Annotated in this window: 18 protein-coding genes and 2 tRNA genes; 10 read left to right on the forward strand and 10 right to left on the reverse strand. The window is 63.2% G+C overall.

The annotated features are described in order from the left end of the window. Positions 1 to 24: 24 nt before the first annotated feature. Positions 25 to 99 (reverse strand) — tRNA-Thr (locus I3253_RS08980). A gap of 87 nt (positions 100 to 186) precedes the next feature. Between I3253_RS08980 and I3253_RS08985 the strand changes: the two genes are divergently transcribed. The 4 genes from I3253_RS08985 to hisD all read left to right on the forward strand — a co-directional run bounded on the left by I3253_RS08985 (position 187) and on the right by hisD (position 3,508). Further along, positions 187 to 363: a hypothetical protein gene (locus I3253_RS08985; protein ID WP_197917331.1), complete on the forward strand. Its 177-nt coding sequence runs from the start codon at positions 187 to 189 to the stop codon at positions 361 to 363. Then, positions 363 to 1,631, forward strand: a complete 1,269-nt coding sequence (murA, locus tag I3253_RS08990; protein WP_197917332.1) for a UDP-N-acetylglucosamine 1-carboxyvinyltransferase — start codon at positions 363 to 365, stop codon at positions 1,629 to 1,631. The genes I3253_RS08985 and murA overlap by 1 nt, the downstream gene beginning before the upstream one ends. Then, positions 1,631 to 2,107 carry a DUF2948 family protein gene (locus I3253_RS08995; protein WP_197917333.1) on the forward strand — a complete coding sequence of 159 codons (477 nt, stop codon included), beginning with the start codon at positions 1,631 to 1,633 and terminating at the stop codon, positions 2,105 to 2,107. The genes murA and I3253_RS08995 overlap by 1 nt, the downstream gene beginning before the upstream one ends. 99 nt (positions 2,108 to 2,206) lie before the next feature. After that, on the forward strand, positions 2,207 to 3,508 hold the full coding sequence (hisD, locus tag I3253_RS09000) for a histidinol dehydrogenase (protein ID WP_197917334.1): 1,302 nt from the start codon (positions 2,207 to 2,209) through the stop codon (positions 3,506 to 3,508). Positions 3,509 to 3,592: 84 nt separating this feature from the next. Here hisD and I3253_RS09005 read toward each other — a convergent pair whose 3' ends face one another. From I3253_RS09005 to dgcN, 4 genes are all read right to left on the reverse strand, one after another. After that, positions 3,593 to 4,453 (reverse strand): D-amino-acid transaminase, encoded by an 861-nt coding sequence (locus I3253_RS09005; RefSeq protein ID WP_197917335.1) that lies wholly within the window; start codon positions 4,451 to 4,453, stop codon positions 3,593 to 3,595. Positions 4,454 to 4,516: 63 nt separating this feature from the next. Continuing rightward, positions 4,517 to 5,353 (reverse strand): hypothetical protein, encoded by an 837-nt coding sequence (locus I3253_RS09010; RefSeq protein ID WP_197917336.1) that lies wholly within the window; start codon positions 5,351 to 5,353, stop codon positions 4,517 to 4,519. A 119-nt stretch (positions 5,354 to 5,472) separates the two neighbouring features. Beyond that, on the reverse strand, positions 5,473 to 6,435 hold the full coding sequence (gene dgcA, locus I3253_RS09015; protein WP_197917337.1) for an N-acetyl-D-Glu racemase DgcA: 963 nt from the start codon (positions 6,433 to 6,435) through the stop codon (positions 5,473 to 5,475). Positions 6,436 to 6,528: 93 nt separating this feature from the next. After that, entirely contained in the window at positions 6,529 to 7,530 is a 1,002-nt protein-coding gene (gene dgcN / locus I3253_RS09020) for an N-acetyltransferase DgcN (protein WP_197917588.1), read from the reverse strand. A gap of 321 nt (positions 7,531 to 7,851) precedes the next feature. Here dgcN and I3253_RS09025 point away from each other — a divergent pair, with 321 nt between their 5' ends. Both I3253_RS09025 and I3253_RS09030 read left to right on the forward strand, forming a co-directional pair. Beyond that, on the forward strand, positions 7,852 to 8,811 hold the full coding sequence (locus I3253_RS09025; RefSeq protein WP_197917338.1) for an L-malyl-CoA/beta-methylmalyl-CoA lyase: 960 nt from the start codon (positions 7,852 to 7,854) through the stop codon (positions 8,809 to 8,811). A gap of 295 nt (positions 8,812 to 9,106) precedes the next feature. Then, positions 9,107 to 9,703 (forward strand): LysE family translocator, encoded by a 597-nt coding sequence (locus I3253_RS09030; RefSeq protein WP_197917339.1) that lies wholly within the window; start codon positions 9,107 to 9,109, stop codon positions 9,701 to 9,703. Here the strand turns inward: I3253_RS09030 and I3253_RS09035 are convergent. After that, a complete protein-coding gene (locus tag I3253_RS09035; RefSeq protein ID WP_197917340.1) occupies positions 9,679 to 10,320 on the reverse strand; it encodes a GyrI-like domain-containing protein in 642 nt (213 codons plus the stop codon). The two genes, I3253_RS09030 and I3253_RS09035, sit on opposite strands and share 25 nt — an antisense overlap. A gap of 1 nt (position 10,321) precedes the next feature. After that, the gene (locus I3253_RS09040; protein WP_197917589.1) at positions 10,322 to 11,158 is read right to left on the reverse strand and encodes an AraC family transcriptional regulator; all 837 of its coding nucleotides are present in this window, start codon (positions 11,156 to 11,158) and stop codon (positions 10,322 to 10,324) included. Positions 11,159 to 11,311: 153 nt separating this feature from the next. On the opposite strand from I3253_RS09040, the gene I3253_RS09045 reads away from it, so the two are divergent. Then, positions 11,312 to 12,274 (forward strand): acetyl-CoA carboxylase carboxyltransferase subunit alpha, encoded by a 963-nt coding sequence (locus I3253_RS09045; protein WP_197917341.1) that lies wholly within the window; start codon positions 11,312 to 11,314, stop codon positions 12,272 to 12,274. A gap of 37 nt (positions 12,275 to 12,311) precedes the next feature. Then, complete coding sequence (locus tag I3253_RS09050; RefSeq protein WP_197917342.1) at positions 12,312 to 13,634, forward strand: MFS transporter; 1,323 nt, start codon at positions 12,312 to 12,314, stop codon at positions 13,632 to 13,634. Positions 13,635 to 13,769: 135 nt separating this feature from the next. Here the strand turns inward: I3253_RS09050 and I3253_RS09055 are convergent, their stop codons facing one another. Together I3253_RS09055 and I3253_RS09060 are read right to left on the reverse strand one after the other, a co-directional pair. Beyond that, positions 13,770 to 14,423: a GntR family transcriptional regulator gene (locus I3253_RS09055; protein ID WP_197917343.1), complete on the reverse strand. Its 654-nt coding sequence runs from the start codon at positions 14,421 to 14,423 to the stop codon at positions 13,770 to 13,772. 44 nt (positions 14,424 to 14,467) lie between these two features. Further along, complete coding sequence (locus I3253_RS09060; RefSeq protein WP_197917344.1) at positions 14,468 to 15,163, reverse strand: M48 family metallopeptidase; 696 nt, start codon at positions 15,161 to 15,163, stop codon at positions 14,468 to 14,470. Positions 15,164 to 15,272: 109 nt separating this feature from the next. Between I3253_RS09060 and I3253_RS09065 the strand changes: the two genes are divergently transcribed. Together I3253_RS09065 and I3253_RS09070 are read left to right on the forward strand one after the other, a co-directional pair. After that, the gene (locus tag I3253_RS09065; protein ID WP_197917345.1) at positions 15,273 to 15,599 is read left to right on the forward strand and encodes a TIGR02300 family protein; all 327 of its coding nucleotides are present in this window, start codon (positions 15,273 to 15,275) and stop codon (positions 15,597 to 15,599) included. A gap of 82 nt (positions 15,600 to 15,681) precedes the next feature. Further along, a tRNA-Ala gene (locus tag I3253_RS09070) sits at positions 15,682 to 15,757 on the forward strand. A 59-nt stretch (positions 15,758 to 15,816) separates the two neighbouring features. Here I3253_RS09070 and I3253_RS09075 read toward each other — a convergent pair. Continuing rightward, positions 15,817 to 16,887, reverse strand: coding sequence for a LacI family DNA-binding transcriptional regulator (locus tag I3253_RS09075; RefSeq protein WP_197922397.1), 1,071 nt, complete (start codon positions 16,885 to 16,887; stop codon positions 15,817 to 15,819). Positions 16,888 to 16,894 lie beyond the last annotated feature (7 nt).

Below are 16,894 nucleotides of genomic sequence, written 5' to 3' on the forward strand. Positions count from 1 at the left end.
ACCCCTTTGAAATATAGGGATTTCTGGTGCTGCTGGGGAGGATTGAACTCCCGACCTCACCCTTACCAAGGGTGCGCTCTACCACTGAGCTACAGCAGCATTACCGTGGCGCGGGAGATAGCTGCAAAGCTTGATGCTTGCAACCCCAATCTGGACCCTTTTTTGCGGCTCATGTAAGGAATGACAATGGAACGTAAATCGCCCCCCGCAAACAAGATGAACAAGGCCCAAAGCCGCGAAGACCGCCTGAAGGCGGCGCTCAAGGCGAATATGGGCCGCCGCAAGGCACAGGCGCGCGCGCGCGCCGCCGGGGACAGCGAAACCCAGCGTTCCGAGGCAGGCAACAACAAAGGTCAGGACTGATGGATTCGATTATCGTGCGCGGCAACGGGCCGCTTAAGGGGCAGATCCCGATCGCCGGGGCCAAGAATGCCTGTCTGACGCTGATGCCGGCGACGTTGCTCAGCGAAGAGCCGCTGACACTGACCAACGCGCCCCGGTTGAGCGACATCAAGACGATGGCCGCCTTGCTGGAAAGCCTTGGGGCCGAGGTGACGAGCCTTCAGGACGGCAAGGTGCTGGCGATGTCGAGCCACGATTTGACGTCAAGCCATGCCGATTACGATATCGTGCGCAAGATGCGCGCCTCCAACCTTGTGCTGGGGCCGCTCCTGGCGCGCACGGGCCATGCCGAGGTGTCCTTGCCGGGCGGCTGTGCGATTGGCGCGCGGCCGATGGATCTGCATATTTTCGGGCTGGAGAAACTGGGCGCCGAGATTGAGCTGCGCGAGGGTTATCTGCACGCAAAGGCGCCGCGCGGGCTGAAAGGGGCCGAGATTGATCTGGCCTTTGCCTCGGTCGGGGCGACCGAGAATATCCTGATGGCGGCGACGCTGGCCAGGGGCTCCACGGTGATCCGCAACGCCGCGCGCGAGCCGGAAATCGTGGATCTGGCCACCTGTCTGCGTGCCATGGGGGCCCAGATCGAAGGTGACGGTACGTCCGAGATCGTTGTGCAGGGCGTTGACCGCTTGCACGGCGCGACACACCCCGTTGTGGCCGACCGGATCGAGCTGGGCACCTACATGCTGGCCCCGGCCTTTTGCGGGGGCGAGGTGGAATGCCTGGGTGGGCGGCTGGACCTTGTGGGCGCCTTTGTCGAAAAGTTGCACGACGCCGGGATCGACGTGGAAGAGACCAAGGCCGGTCTGAAAGTGGCGCGCCGCAACGGGCGGGTCAAAGCGGTGGACATCACCACCCAGCCGTTCCCCGGATTTCCCACCGACCTTCAGGCGCAGATGATGGCCTTGCTGAGCACCGCCGAGGGGACTTCGGTTCTGGAAGAGAAGATCTTTGAGAACCGTTTCATGCACGCGCCCGAGCTGATGCGCATGGGCGCCGAGATCGAGGTGCACGGCGGCACCGCGACGGTACGTGGTGTGGACCGGCTCAGGGGGGCGCCGGTGATGGCGACCGACCTGCGCGCCAGCGTGTCGCTGATCCTTGCCGGTTTGGCGGCAGAGGGCGAAACCGTGGTCAGCCGGGTCTATCACCTGGATCGTGGCTATGAGCGGGTCGAGGAAAAGCTGGGCAATGTGGGTGCCCATATCGAGAGGGTTCGGGAAACGTGATGCAGGACGCAAGTTTCGAAGACGGGCGCGAGGCGCCGCTGCACCTTGGCGCGCTGGATGCAGAGGATCTGAAAATCCTGTCCACCCTGGCACAGGATGCGGTATTTCCGGCCGGTGAAATGAAATGGCTCCCGCGCGAGCGGCGCTTCGCGCTGTTGCTCAACCGGTTCCGCTGGGAAGATCTGAAGGCGGCGGAAACGCGGGGGCGCGCGGTGGAACGGGTGCAGGCGCTGCTGGTGATCGACAACGTGCTGCATGTGGCCAGCCAGGGGGTGGCGCGCGACGACAGTGACATGATCCTGTCGCTGCTGACGGTCACGTTCGAACCGGGGGAAGACGGGGCCGGGCATGTGGTGCTGACGCTGGCCGGGGATGGCGGTATCCGTCTGACGGTCGAGGCGCTGGAAGTGACCCTCAAGGATGTGACGCGCCCCTACGTGGCACCCTCCCGTCACGTGCCGAAACACGAAGTCTGAACCAGGCCGCTCGTCAAGCCCGCGCGGGCTTTCCTCGCGGTGCCGTGGCGCTTGAGGCTGGCGCGTCGGGGCGGTATGAGCGCCCCAAAGGAGAGTCAGATGCCCCAGTTCCTGAACGCCGCCGACACCGATTTCGAACCCCGGTTCACCGCCCTTCTGGGCGCCAAGCGCGAAGACAGCCCGGATGTGGACGCGGTGGTGGCCGACATCATCGCCGATGTGCGCGCGCGCGGTGACGCGGCGGTGATCGAGCTGACGGCGAAATTCGACCGGCTGGATCTGACACCGCAGACGCTGCGCTTTTCGGAAGCGGAGATAGAAACCCACTGCGCTCTGGTGAACGCCGCCGACCGCGCCGCGCTGGAGCTGGCGGCGGAGAGAATCCGCGCCTATCACGCACGCCAGATGCCAGAGGATGCCAGCTGGACCGACGAGACCGGTGCCATGCTGGGCTGGCGCTGGAGCGCGGTTTCGGCGGCGGGGCTTTATGTGCCGGGCGGGCTGGCATCTTACCCGTCCTCGGTGCTGATGAATGCCATTCCCGCCAAGGTCGCCGGTGTCGAGCGGCTGGCCATCGTGGTGCCCACGCCTGACGGGGTGGCCAATCCGCTCGTGTTGCTGGCCGCGCGGCTGGCCGGGGTGGACGAGGTCTACCGGATCGGCGGGGCTCAGGCGGTGGCGGCGCTGGCCTATGGCACCCAAACCATCGCCCCGGTGGACAAGATCACCGGGCCGGGCAATGCCTTTGTGGCCGCCGCCAAGCGGCGGGTGTTCGGCAAGGTCGGCATAGACATGATCGCGGGGCCCTCCGAAATCCTCGTGATCGCCGACAAGGACAACAACCCCGACTGGATCGCACTCGACCTGCTCAGCCAGGCCGAACATGACGAAAGCGCCCAGTCGATCCTGATCACCGACGATGCCGCCTTTGGGCAAGCTGTGGCCAGGGCCGTGGACGCGCGTCTGGAAACGCTGACGCGCCGCGCCATTGCCGGGGTCAGCTGGCGCGATTTCGGCGCGGTGATCACTGTGCCCGATCTGAAAACCGCCGCTGCCCTGTCCAACCGTATCGCTCCCGAACACCTGGAACTTTGCGTGGCCGATCCAGATACACTCAGCACGCAGATTACCCACGCCGGAGCAATCTTCCTGGGCCAGTACACGCCCGAGGCGATCGGAGACTATGTCGGCGGCCCCAACCACGTGCTGCCCACGGCCCGTTCGGCCCGGTTTTCCTCGGGCCTCAGTGTGATGGACTTCCTCAAGCGCACCACCCTGTCTAAAATGACACCTCAGGCCCTGCGCGCCATCGGCCCCGCCGCCGAAACCCTGGCCATCTCGGAAAGCCTTGAGGCCCACGGTCTGAGCGTGCGCGCCCGGCTCGACGCGCTGAACGACTGACCCCCCGCTCTTCTTTTGGCCGAAAATATCCCGGGGGAATCGCGGCTTGCCGCGATGGGGGCAGCGCCCCCCAACCCGCCCGCCTCAGATCGCGGCCTTGCGGCTTTCTTCCAGGTAGATCTCGCGCAGACGGCGGGCAATCGGGCCCGGCGTGCCATCGCCCAGCCTGACGCCGTCAATCTCGACGACCGGCATGACAAAGGCGCTGGCCGAGGTGGTAAAGGCCTCGTCCGCCGCCTGCGCCTCCTGAATGGTGAACAGCCGCTCCTCGACCTTCAGCTGCGCCTCCTGCGCCATGCGCAGCACCGCCTTGCGGGTGATGCCGTGCAGAATGTCGGAGGACAGGGGGCGGGTCACGATGGTGTTGCCCTTGACGAAATAGGCATTGTTCGACGTCCCTTCGGTGACATAGCCGTCCTCCACCATCCACGCATCGTCACACCCGGCCTTCTTGGCCATCATCTTGCCCATGGACGGGTACAGCAACTGCACCGTCTTGATATCGCGCCGTCCCCAGCGGATATCGTCTATGGAAATGATCCTGGCACCCTTTTGCGCCGCCGGGCTGTCGGCCAGGCCGGGCTTGTTTTGCGTAAAGAGCACGATGCCGGGCGGTGTACCCTCCGCGGGAAACACAAAATCCCGATCACCATCCGAGCCGCGCGTGACCTGAAGATAGATCAGGCCCTCGTCGATGCCATTCAGCTCAACCAGCTTGCGGCAAATATCGAGAAGCTCTTTAGTCGAGCAAGGCTCTGCCATGTCCAGCGCGTCCAGCGAGCGTTTCAGGCGCATGGCGTGGCCGTCAAAATCGATCAGCTTGCCGTCCAGCACCGACGTGACTTCGTAAACCGCGTCCGCCATCAGGAAGCCCCGGTCAAAGATCGAGATCGTCGCCTCGGTTTCGGGAAGGTAGGTGCCATTGACGTAAACGGTGCGGGTCATGTGTGTCTTCTCTGCTAGGTTTGGTGGCGATGCCGGTTTCTTTTGGTGGATTCTGCGCACTTGTCAACGCACGGCGCCCCTGCGCGCATCCCCCGCGATGATCTGTCCCTTGCGAAAACTCGGTTTGCCGTATTCGGCATTCAGCCACGCGAACCGGACGATTCCGTTCTTGATCGTGTCGATCAACAGGCAACGGGTGCCCACCTTTTTGCCGGTGCTGGCCCAGGCGCCATCGAACATACAGACCAGCCCGTCGGGCGTGGCGATCCAGCGGCCAAAGTTCAGTTGCAGCCTGCCACTGTTGCCGACCATGTGCTGTTCACCGCGCCCCTTTTCAAACCAGATGGCAAAGCCGCGCTTTTCCATGTTCATGAAGCTGCGCTGCATCAGGGCCTGTTCCAGGCCCGGATCGCGCTTGAGGCGGCTGGCATGGGCCGGGTCTGCCCTCATGGCTTTCGTATCGGCCATGGCGGCGGGCGCGTTGCCGCTAAAGTTGACCGGCGCACGGCCAAAGACGGACGGCGCGGTCTTGCCGTTGACCGGCGTATAGACGGCCGAGACCTTGCGGGTTGGCTCGACCGGCCTGGCCACGACCTGCCCGTTCACCGCATACAGGATACAGTCGCGCCGCCCTTTCTTCAGGAAAGCCCGGCAGTTTGCCAGCGCCTCGTCGCCGGCTGCCTTGGCCGAGCTGGCTCCCCAGCGCGTGCCCCAGGCACCATCCGGTGACAGGGCGAAACCGGTGTTGGACGGTTTGCCTTTCAACTCCTGCAACTCTCCGGCCTGTTTTCGGGTCAGTGTGACGGTCCAGCTTTCCTGGGCCTGGGCCTGAGCCTGGGCCGAAACAGCGGCCGCGCCAAGCTGGGCGAGGGCCAGCAGCACAAGAGTGACAAATTTCATCGGACAATGCCTTTCACAATATCAAATGCGGTAAACGCTAAAGCGGCGGTCAGGCACCTGCAAGGCCGACCCGCGTCAGGCGAGAAACGCACAGTCATGACCGGTGGCTGCGCCCATTCTCATCCCCACAAGGCCGGGGATGGCGGATGCACGCCCGCTGCGTCAAACCGCAGCGGTGTGTCGCGGTCTTCGGCCAGCAGGAGCGGGCCGTCAAGATCCGTGACCATCGCGCCCTGCGCCACCAGCGTGGCCGGCGCCATGGCAAGGCTTGATCCGACCATGCAGCCCACCATGATCCTATAGCCTTCGGTCCGCGCCGCGTCGCGCAGAGCCAGCGCCTCGGTCAACCCTCCGGTCTTGTCGAGTTTGATGTTCACAACGTCATATTTACCCTGCAACGCCGGAAGGCTGGCCCGGTCATGGCAGCTTTCGTCGGCACAGACGGGCACCGGGCGTTCCATGCCGATCAGCGCGTCATCGTCACCCGCCGGCAAAGGCTGCTCCACCAACGCCACGCCCAGACGCTGCATGTGCGGCGCGAAATCGGCGTAAATCTCGGCGCTCCAGCCTTCATTGGCATCCACGATGATGGTGGCATCGGGTGCGCCCGCGCGCACAGCCTCCAGCCGGGGCATGTCGTTATCCGTTCCCAGCTTGATCTTTAGAAGCGGGCGGAAGGCGTTGGCCGCTGCCTGTTCGCGCATCTTTTCCGGGGTGTCGAGCGACAGGGTATAGGCGGTGATTTCCGGCCCCGGTGCGGGCAGTCCGGCAAGCTCCCAGACAGGTTTGCCGGTCGTTTTCGCTTCGAGATCCCACAACGCACAGTCCAGCGCGTTGCGCGCCGCCCCGGCGGGCAGCGTGTAAAGCCCGGCGCGATTGACCGGGGCATTTACGCTGTTGATCAGGTCGGTCACGTTTTCCAGCGACTCGCCATAACGCGCATAGGGCACGCATTCGCCCCAACCCGTAACGCCGTTTTCACTGACGCGCACGGTCAGCACCCTGGCCTCGGTGCGCGATCCGCGCGAAATGGTGAACGCCTGCGCCAGCTTGAACACGTCGCGAGTGACGGAGATTTGCATGACTGTCCTTTCTGCCCGCCCGGCGCACCGCCCGGGCTCTTGTCCTATCTGTGACCGGGGTGCGCCCCCGGCGCAAGACCGGGGCAGGCGGCTTTAGATCGCGGCCAGCGCGTCCACCAGCTTGCCCGCACCAAAGCGGAACGGATCGGTGGCTGGCAGATCCATGTCGGCTTCGAGCCCGGCAAGATACGCGAGGGCCTCGTCCTCGGCCATGTGCTGTGTATTGACCGAAAGCCCGACGACCTGGCAGGCGGGATTGGCCACGCGCGCAAGGCTCAGCGCCTGATCGCGCAGGGCGTCCAGCGAGGGCAGGGCATAGGAGGGCAGGCCGCGCATATGGGTGCGGGTGGGTTCGTGGCACAGGATCAGCGCGTCGGGCTGACCGCCATGGATCAGCGCCATGGTCACACCGGAATAGGACACATGAAACAGAGAGCCCTGCCCCTCGATATGGTCCCAGTGGTCGGGCTCATTGTCGGGGGTCAGCCATTCCACGGAACCTGCCATGAAATCCGCGATCACCGCGTCCAGCGGCACCCCGTCGCCAGTGATGAGAATCCCGGTCTGGCCCGTGGCGCGGAAGGTCGATTTCATGCCCCGCCCGCGCATTTCGGCGTCCATGCACAGCGCGGTATACATCTTGCCCACGGAACAATCGGTGCCCACGGCCAGGCACCGCTTGCCGCTGCGTTTGACACCATTGGCGATGGGATAATCCACTTCCGGAACCCGCACGTCATGCAGCGTGCGCCCGGTTGCATTGGCCACGGCCACAAGATCGGGTTCGTCACGCAGCAGGTTATGCAGACCCGAGGCCAGGTCGAACCCTTCTTCCAGAGCCATGACCAGCACTTTTTTCCACTCGGGCGAGATCACGCCGCCACGGTTGGCCACGCCGATCACCAGCGTCCTGGCCCCGGCTTCGCGGGCCTCGGTCAATGTCATGTCAGAAAGGCCCAGATCAGCCTTGCAGCCCTCCATGCGGAACTGGCCCACGGCGTTTTGTGGGCGCCAGTCCCGGATGCCGATAGCCACCTTTGCGGCCAGCATGTCGGGCGCGTCGCCCAGAAAAAGCAGGTACGGGGTTTCGATCATCGACATGGCGCGGTTTCCTTGAACTACGTATCTTGGGCGGCAGTTTCCACTATTTCGAACGAAATTTTCTTGTGAAGCGGCGTGGGAATGCAATTCCTGGTGAAGAAACTTCGATAAATTTGAGCGTTCGCGACATTTTATCCTGTTACCCTGGGTCTAATCCAGCAAAGTTGCCAATAGCACAGAAAGGCTGCCCTTTTTCTTCCGCGGCGCAGCGCGACCATGCCGCAGTTGCACAGAAACCGCTTGCAGAGATGTGCGCAATTTAATACCGCTGTGCGCAACCCTGACGCAATTTCGTTACCGAAAGGCCAGACAGATATGAGCTTCCGCATCCAGCCCGCCGCCCCGGCCCGCCCCAACCGCTGCCAGCTTTTTGGCCCGGCCAGCAACACCAAGCTGTTTGCCAAGATGGCCGCTTCGGCTGCCGACGTGATCAATATCGATCTCGAAGATTCCGTGGCGCCCAGCGACAAGGAAATGGCCCGCGCCAACGCGATCGACGCAATCAACTCGGTGGATTGGGGCAAGAAGACCCTGTCGGTGCGTATCAACGGGCTGGATACGCCGTATTGGTATCGCGACGTGGTGGACCTGCTGGAACAGGCTGGCGACAGGCTTGACCAGATCATGATCCCCAAGGTGGGCTGCGCCGAAGATATCTATGCCGTGGATGCGTTGGTCACGGCCATTGAACGGGCCAAGGGACGCGTAAAACCCATCGCTTTCGAGGTGATCATCGAATCGGCTGCCGGGATCGCCCATGTCGAAGCCATCGCCGCAGCCTCACCCCGGCTGGAAGCGATGAGCCTTGGCGCCGCGGATTTCGCCGCCTCGATGGGAATGCAGACCACCGGCATAGGTGGCACGCAGGAAAACTACTACATGATCCGCGAGGGCACCAAACACTGGTCCGACCCGTGGCACTGGGCGCAGGCCGCCATCGTCGCCGCCTGCCGCACCCATGGTGTACTGCCGGTGGACGGACCGTTTGGCGATTTTTCCGACGACGAGGGATACGTCGCCCAGGCCAAACGCTCGGCCACCCTGGGTATGGTGGGTAAATGGGCCATCCACCCCAAACAGATCGCACTGGCCAACGACGTGTTTACCCCGTCCGTGGAGGCTGTGACCGAAGCCCGCGAGATTCTTGCCGCGATGGAACAGGCCAAGGCCAACGGCGAAGGCGCGACAGTTTACAAAGGGCGCCTTGTTGACATCGCTTCGATCAAGCAGGCCGAAGTGGTCGTGGCCCAGGCCGAGCTGATCGCGGCGGGTTGAATGCATGCGCGCAAGACCTGCCGGGCGGGGCTGTTTTCGGCCCCGTCTTGGCGCGCCTGTCGCGCGGAGCCTCCGGCGGGAGTATTTTTGGCAAAATGAAGAGCGGGTCCATCCTTCATTTTGCCCCAAATACTCAAACAGGCTCAGCTTGCTGAGCCACGCCCAACCAGAGGAAGGGCCGCAGGCCACGACGATGGGCGGGAGCGATCCGGTGCCGGCAAATCATCAGGGTTCGTGGGGGCAGGCGCACGAATTTTGATTCCCTTGTGCGGCGGATTTGCGACAGGTTGAAGCCATGACACCTGAAACTCTCGTGGCTCTCAGCCTTTACGCCTTTGTGTCTTCGGTCACGCCGGGACCGAATAACCTGATGCTGATGGCCTCGGGTGCCAATTTCGGTTTTCTGCGCACCGTGCCTCACATGCTGGGGATCGGGGTGGGGTTTGTGGTAATGATCCTGCTGGTCGGGATCGGATTGATGCAGCTTTTTGATGCCATGCCGCTTGCTCATGACGTGTTGCGCGGCATTTCTGTGGCCTATCTTTTGTGGCTGGCTTGGAAAGTGGCCCATGCCGGGGCGCCTGAAAGGAGAGTGGGCGCGGGGCGTCCGATGACATTTTTGCAAGCGGCACTGTTCCAGTGGGTCAATCCCAAGGCCTGGAGCATGGCACTGACCGCGATTGCGCTTTACGCGCCTGATCGGTCCATCTGGGCGATCGGCCTTGTGGGGGCGGTTTTCGGCGCGATCAATTTGCCCAGCGTCAGCTTGTGGACAGTGTTGGGAAAGCAGATACGGCGGCTACTGACTTCGCGCGTGCGATTGGCGGTGTTCAACTGGACGATGGCGGCGCTGTTGGTGGCTTCGCTTTATCCGGTTGTTTTCGAAGGCTGAATTGGTTGTCGCAGAAGGGTGCGTTGTTTTTCTGGCGCGACGCGGCGCGGGTCTCCGAGATAGATCTCGTGATGTGGTCCGTTGAAGGTGCCGCCCAGTTCGGACATCAGTACGTCGTGCAAATGCGCGAGTGTCGGTGCCTCGTTCGCATAGGGGCCGACATGCAGGGTTTGCAGGCAGTCACCTTTTTGTCGCCGCTCCAGCCGCAGCGCACTCAATACCGCGATGTCCGCGCCCTTGCGGGTCAGCTTGCCGCGCATCAAGGCGCGCGCGGTTTCAAGCTCTGAAGCGGTCGTGTGATCGGGCTGGCGAATCAGGGTTGCCCATTGCCACGCCGCGCGTTCGCCGGTGAGGAACACGGCGGGATCCTCGGCCCACCAGAGCGCCTCGAGCGGAGGCACGACGAAATCGGCGCCTTTGGCCTTGTGGGCAAACTTTAGGGCATAGGCCACCGGGTACAGCACCGCGAGCGCGTTCGCATAGGTGGGGCCAGAGGGATCGCCCTGGCCGTCGATGGCAAGGAATGTCATCTCTGGTACGGTGATCCGATCCCAGCGGCCCGGTTTGCCGGTGTAAAACGGTTTGTCCGCTGTCTTGAAGTCGTGCTTGTCGTGCATGTCATGCGCCTTTCAGCGGCAGGCAGATTTCGGTGAGCAGGCTTTCGGGTGGGGTTTCCAGAGGAGAGTTGAGAGACAGTTCATAGCAGGGGGCGTCATCGGGCAGTTCCCCTGATTGCGAAAGCCACGTGCCGTAGAGCATATCGTAGCCCTTTTGCAGCTGGGCATAGGGCCCCTTGAAGGTCAGCACCGCGACACGCCCGCCGGCCAGCATTGCTGATTCAAGCCCCTCGGGCAGGGAGTTTTCGCGCCATTCGGCCCCGGCAAAGCTGCGCAGGTCGGATTCGGGAGTGGCGGTGGGATCGTCGTAGTAGATCCCGACCATGAGGCCAAGCTTTGGCCAAAGGCCTCGTGTCTGGGCGAAGGCCGAGACCGCATCAAAGCTGCGCCCGATCCGGGCATAGGCGCCGCGATGAGGCAGTCCGGCAATGGTGCGGGGCGGATCGGTGCGGATGGTGACGGGATACATGGCAAGAACCTGTGGCTGGTTGGACGGCAAGGGTGGCAGGACACCGCCCTTTTGGCGGAAAGCCAGTGGGCTGAGGCCATACTGGCCGGTAAAGGCGCGGGAAAAGCTGCGTGTATTTTCATACCCGACCTTGGCGGCGATCGTAGACACGGGGGCGGTGTGGTCCAATAGCAGGTTGGCCGCACGGTGAAGGCGCACACGGCGCACGGCCTGGGCACAGGTTTCACCGGTCATGGTGTGAAACACGCGATGCCAGTGAAACCGAGACAGCGCCGCCACATCCGCCAGTCGGTCCAGCGACAGATCGCCTGCCGGGTTGTCATGGATGTAGCGCAGCACGCGCATCAGCCTGTCTTCGTAGCTTTGCATCCGGTCCTCGTATCTGGTGCCTTTCAGCTGTGCCACGCGGGTGGGGCACAAGTCTTGCTGAACTTCGGGTATCAGAATCGCCGGGATTGCGCCCCGTTGCAATTACGCGCCGTCAGCGTCATATAGCGAAAACGTGACATCCCGGAGTGATCCATGACCAATTATCTCGACTTCGAAAAACCGCTGGCCGAAATCGAAGGCAAGGCCGAGGAGTTGCGGGCGATGGCCCGGCAGAACGCGGAAATGGATGTGAGCGATGAGGCCGCGGCACTGGATCGCAAGGCCGCAGAACTGTTGGGCGATCTTTACAAGGATTTGACACCCTGGCGTAAATGCCAGGTGGCGCGGCATCCCGCGCGCCCCCATTGCAAGGACTACATAGACGCGCTGTTTTCCGAGTACACGCCGCTGGCCGGGGACCGGAACTTTGCTGACGACCATGCGGTCATGGGCGGGCTGGCGCGGTTCAATGACAAACCGGTTATGGTGATCGGCCATGAAAAGGGCAATGACACCAAATCGCGCATCGAACGCAACTTTGGCATGGCGCGCCCGGAAGGCTATCGCAAGGCGATTCGCCTGATGGAGATGGCTGACAAGTTCGGCCTGCCGGTGGTGACGCTAGTGGACACGCCCGGCGCCTATCCGGGCAAGGGTGCCGAAGAACGGGGCCAGTCGGAGGCGATTGCGCGCGCCACCGAGAAATGCCTGCAAATCGGAGTTCCGCTGGTTTCGGTGGTGATCGGCGAAGGCGGATCGGGTGGGGCGGTGGCCTTTGCCACGGCCAACCGTGTCGCGATGCTGGAGCATTCGGTCTATTCGGTAATCTCGCCAGAGGGCTGCGCGTCGATCCTGTGGAAGGATGCGGACAAAATGCGCGAAGCCGCCGAAGCGCTGCGGCTGACGGCACAGGATCTCAGGAAACTGGGGGTGGCGGACCGGATCATCGACGAACCTTTGGGTGGCGCACATCGCGACCGCGCCAGGACCATCGAGGCCGTGGGCGCGGCGATTGCCGAGATGCTCGACGAGATGGGCAACCAAAAGCCGAAAGACCTTGTCAAGGCACGACGCGAAAAGTTTCTGGGGTTGGGCGCCAAGGGTCTTGCCGCCTGAACCTTGCACGCGACCCGGCCCTTGGTAGGGTGGCGTCGTGTGGAACGTTCTGAAAAACCGTGAATTCGCACGCCTGTTCGGCGCGCAGGTGGTGGCGCTGACGGGCACCGGCCTGCTGACCGTGGCGCTGGGCCTGCTGGCGTTCGATCTGGCCGGCCCGGCTGCGGGTGCAGTTCTGGGCACGGCTTATGCCATCAAGATGATTGCCTATGTGGGTCTGTCGCCGATTGCCGGCGCTTTGGTGGCACGGCTGCCCCGGCGGGCGGTTCTGGTGGCGATGGACGCGGTTCGCTTCGTTGTGGCGCTGAGTCTACCGTTCGTGGAAACGATCGGGCAGGTCTATGCGTTGGTATTCCTGCTTCAGGCCGCCTCGGCCACGTTTACGCCGACGTTCCAGGCCATGATCCCCGATATACTGACCGAGGAAGCGGCATATACGCGCGGGCTGTCGCTCTCGCGGCTGGCCTATGACCTCGAAAATCTCCTCTCGCCGGCTTTGGCGGGGATGCTGTTGCTGGTCATGAGTTATCACGGGTTGTTTGCGGGGACGGCGGTCGGGTTTCTCGGATCCGGCCTTCTGATCCTGCGCACGAAACCGCCGGTGCGTATGCCCGAGGTGGCCCGCCCGTTTTTCCAGCGCATGACGCGGGGAAGCTGGATCTACCTGAATACGCCTCGCCTGCGGGGGCTGCTGGTCTTCAACCTGGGCGCCGCGGCCGTGGGGGCGTTCGTACTGGTCAATACGGTGGTACTGGTACGGGAAACATACGGGTTGGGCGAAGCGGCGCTCGCGCTTGCGATGGGCGCGTTCGGAGCAGGCAGCATGGCCGCGGCGCTGGCCCTGCCGTACTTGCTGGACCGGGTTGCGGATCGGCGGGTCATGGGCGTGGCGTCGGGGCTTCTGGCAGGGCTGACGCTGGCGCATGGCGCATGGATGGGGCTGTTTGGGCCGGTTGCGTGGGGCGGGTTCCTGGGGCTATGGACGCTGACGGGATTGTTCTATTCTGCGGTGTTGACACCGGCGGGAAGGCTTCTGCGCCGGTCCTCCCACGTAGAGGACCGCTCGGCAGTATTTACAGCGCAATTCGCGCTGAGCCATGCGTGTTGGCTGATCACCTATCCTCTGGCCGGGTATGTGGCCACTTGGGGCGCGATGTGGGCGTCGCTGACATTGATGGGAGCCGTGGCCGCCCTGGCCACCGGACTGGCGCTGTTGTTTTGGCGATCCGATGCGGCGGTGAAGCACAGCCACCCCGAACTGGCAGCGGACCACCCGCATGTGGTGGCGCATGGCATCGGGCCGCACCGGCATGTGATCGTGATCGACGATGAACACCGGGTATGGCCTTCTCAAGGGTAAGCGGGGGCGCTGCCCCCCGTTGAAAATCAAAGATTTTCAACGCCCCCCGGAGTATTTCCGGAACAATGAAAGCGGGTGGTGGTACTGTCTTTCAATGTTCCGAAAATACTCATTGCGCAGGAATTGCCGCGCGCGTCACCGTGCGAGAAGGCGCAGGCCCTGAGTGACATCGGTGCGCACGGCAAGGCGCAGGCCTGGCTCGTCTCCAGCGCGCAGAGCCGCGATGATCAGTCGGTGATAATGTGGCGGTTCTGTCTTGCGCAGGCGACCGTAGAGCGCGCGCATGGTAGGGCCGAGTTGCAGCCAGACGGTTTCTGCCATGGCAAGCATCGCGGGCGCCTGCGCGCGCAGGTACAGCGTACGGTGGAATTCGAGATTCGATTGGATATAGCCCACCGCGTCGCGGCGCGCGACGGCCTCGGACACGTTGGAATTTATGGCCGTCAGGCGTTCGATCAGCGCCATGTGGGCGCGGGGTAAGGCGCGGCTGGCCAGTTCGACCTCGATCAGGGCTCGAAGGGCCGCAAGTTCTTCGAGGCGTTCGGAGGTAAGCTCGGGGGTGGAGACCCGCCCCGAGCTGGACAGGAACAGCGCCCCTTCGGCGACAAGGCGGCGCACGGCCTCTCGGGCCGGGGTCATCGAGACGCCGAATTCCTTGCCGATGCCGCGCAGGGTGAGTGCCTCGCCCGGGGCAAGGCGGCCATACATGATGCGCGTGCGCAGAGCTCGATAGACGCGGTCATGGGCGGACGTGGACGCGTCTTGCTGGGGGCGGGGTGGGTTTATCATCCCATGAATGTGATCACATATTCCCCCGGGGTCAATCGGACACTTCAGCCGGTGACAAAACGGTACTTGTGCAGGTGATGCCCGTGGTCGCGCAGCCAGCGGCGCGGGCTTTCGTATGGGCCGTGGATGCGTTCGACCGTGGTCCAGAATGCCGGAGCATGGTTCATTTCGGCCAGGTGGGCGACCTCGTGCGCGGCGACGTAATCGAGCACTTCGGGCGGGGCCATGACCAGCCGCCATGAGAACATCAGTGCGCCTCGGGAAGAACACGACCCCCATCGCGAACGCGTGTCGCGCAGGGTCAGCCGCGTATGGCTGCGACCCAGGCAGGCGGAGTAGTGGGTGACGGCCTCGCTCAGGAGATGGCGGGCGAGTTCCTTGAGATAGCCTTGAAGGCGGGCGCCGGTGCGGGCCGAATCGCCAGGCACGGCAATGCTGTCATGACCGAGCACGATGCTGCGCCCGGAGCCAGCCACCACGTGGCGCATCTGCCCGGCAATGGGCAGTGTCGTGCCGAGGGTGACGGGCCGTTGCGCCGGGCTATGGGCCAGTTGTCGGGACAGCCAGTCGCGTTTGTCGCGGGCGAAGGCCAGCGCCTCGGCATCCCGCACACCCTTGGGCAGGGTCAGCGTGATGCGACCGTCCAGCCGCGAGACCCGCAAGCTGATACGCCGCGCGCGCGCCGAACGGCGCAGCGTGACCGTCAACGGCGGCGTTCCGGGGAGGATATGTTGCGTCATGCGCGTTCCTTGGCCGGTTTGAGCGTGTTACCCTTTGACACGCCTCTTTTGATATGGCAGGTGGCGCGAACCGTCGAGTAGACTCACACCGAATTAAAGGGGATTACCCATGCCCAAGGAAGAATGGGGCGTCAAGCGCGTGTGCCCGACCACCGGCAAACGCTTTTATGACCTGAACAAGAACCCGATCGTCAGCCCGTATACTGGCGAGGTTGTGGAAGTGGAAGCCGGCAAGAGCCGGATGATCGCGGCTGATGCCGAGGATGCAGTTACGGCCAAGGCCAAGGCTGCGGCTACGGATGATTCCGATGCGGTTCTGGACGACGATGATTCCGTCGATCTGGAGCTTGAGGACGATGTTCTGGACGATGATGAAGACGACAATGTGTCGTTGGACGAAATCGCCGACGTGCCCAGTAACGAAGACGATGAATAAATTTTTCGGGGCGGGATTTTCCACTTGATCCCGCCCCGGCGAGCGCCTAAATAGCGCGCACAAGCCGATGGCTTGGAAATTTGGGGCCTTAGCTCAGCTGGGAGAGCGCTACAATGGCATTGTAGAGGTCAGGAGTTCGATCCTCCTAGGCTCCACCAAATCCTTCTGATTTACGTTCTGATGACTGCGCCGTTGGCTGCTGAATGTCATTTGTCCCTCACTGATCACGCAGTCTCAGGGTGGCCGTGAAGCGATGCGTTTTTTGGTTTGATGGTTGGTCCGGATCGGCAAGAAGACCGACCGCCCGTCGCGCCAAAGGCTCGACCGGGACCGCCACGGTTGTCAGGCCGTTGCCGATCCAACTATAGAATGACGGATCACCATAGCCGACAAACCCGAATCCCTTGCCGCGCAGGGCGTCCCCTTCCATCAGCGCCTTGAGGGCGCCGCTGGACAGTTCGAACCCGCCACAGACAAGCGCCGTAGCCGCCCCCGTTTCCAGGAGCCGCGACACCTGGCTGTAGGCTCCGTCCAGCGTGGCGTCGCCGGTGAAAATCAGTTCCGGCGTGTCGGGCAGATTGGCCGCGCGTATGCCTTTCTGGAAAGCCGTCGCGCGGGCGCGGCCCGACGACAGGGCCTGATCGGCGCCGACATAGGCAATTCTGCTGTGGCCCTTCGCGACGAGATGGGCCACCGCGCCGGCGATGGCTTTGTCATCCTCGATTTGTACGGAAAAGTCGGGCGGGGGTGTGTCGCGGGTTCGGATCAGGTGCACGACTGTCATGTTGGCCGTTGCCGGCTGGCCCGGCAGCGGCGCGCCCGGCGCCGGGACCATTACCACGCCATCTGCCTGGATTTCCGACAGCCGCGCAAGCGCCATGGTCTCGGTCTCGGGATCGTCGCCGGTCAGATGAATGATCAGTTGCAGCGACGCGTCTTCGCAGGCCAGCGCCATGGCATTGGCAAAGCGGGCGTAGAATTCATTGACGATATTGGGCAGCAACAGGCCGACGATCCGGGTGCGACCGCCACGCATGGTGCGCGCGGCGGCATTGCGCACATAGCCAAGTTCGTGCGCGCGGCGCAGAACCGCGTCGCGAGTTGCCTTTTGCACATTGGGGTGCCCGGTAAGCGCGCGCGACACCGTCATGTGTGAAATCCCGAGGTCACGGGCTATGGACTTTATGGTTACGCGGCCCGACACGATGCGCCCCTTCTTTTCCGCAGGAATAGCATTCCTGGCCGTCAGTGTCTTGACAGAAGTCCCGTGAAAACTGTAGATGTTCACGTGAACA

Origin of the sequence: Thiosulfatihalobacter marinus (assembly GCF_016019955.1) — a bacterium.
In the GTDB taxonomy this organism is placed as follows: Bacteria; Pseudomonadota; Alphaproteobacteria; order Rhodobacterales; family Rhodobacteraceae; genus Shimia; species Shimia marinus_A.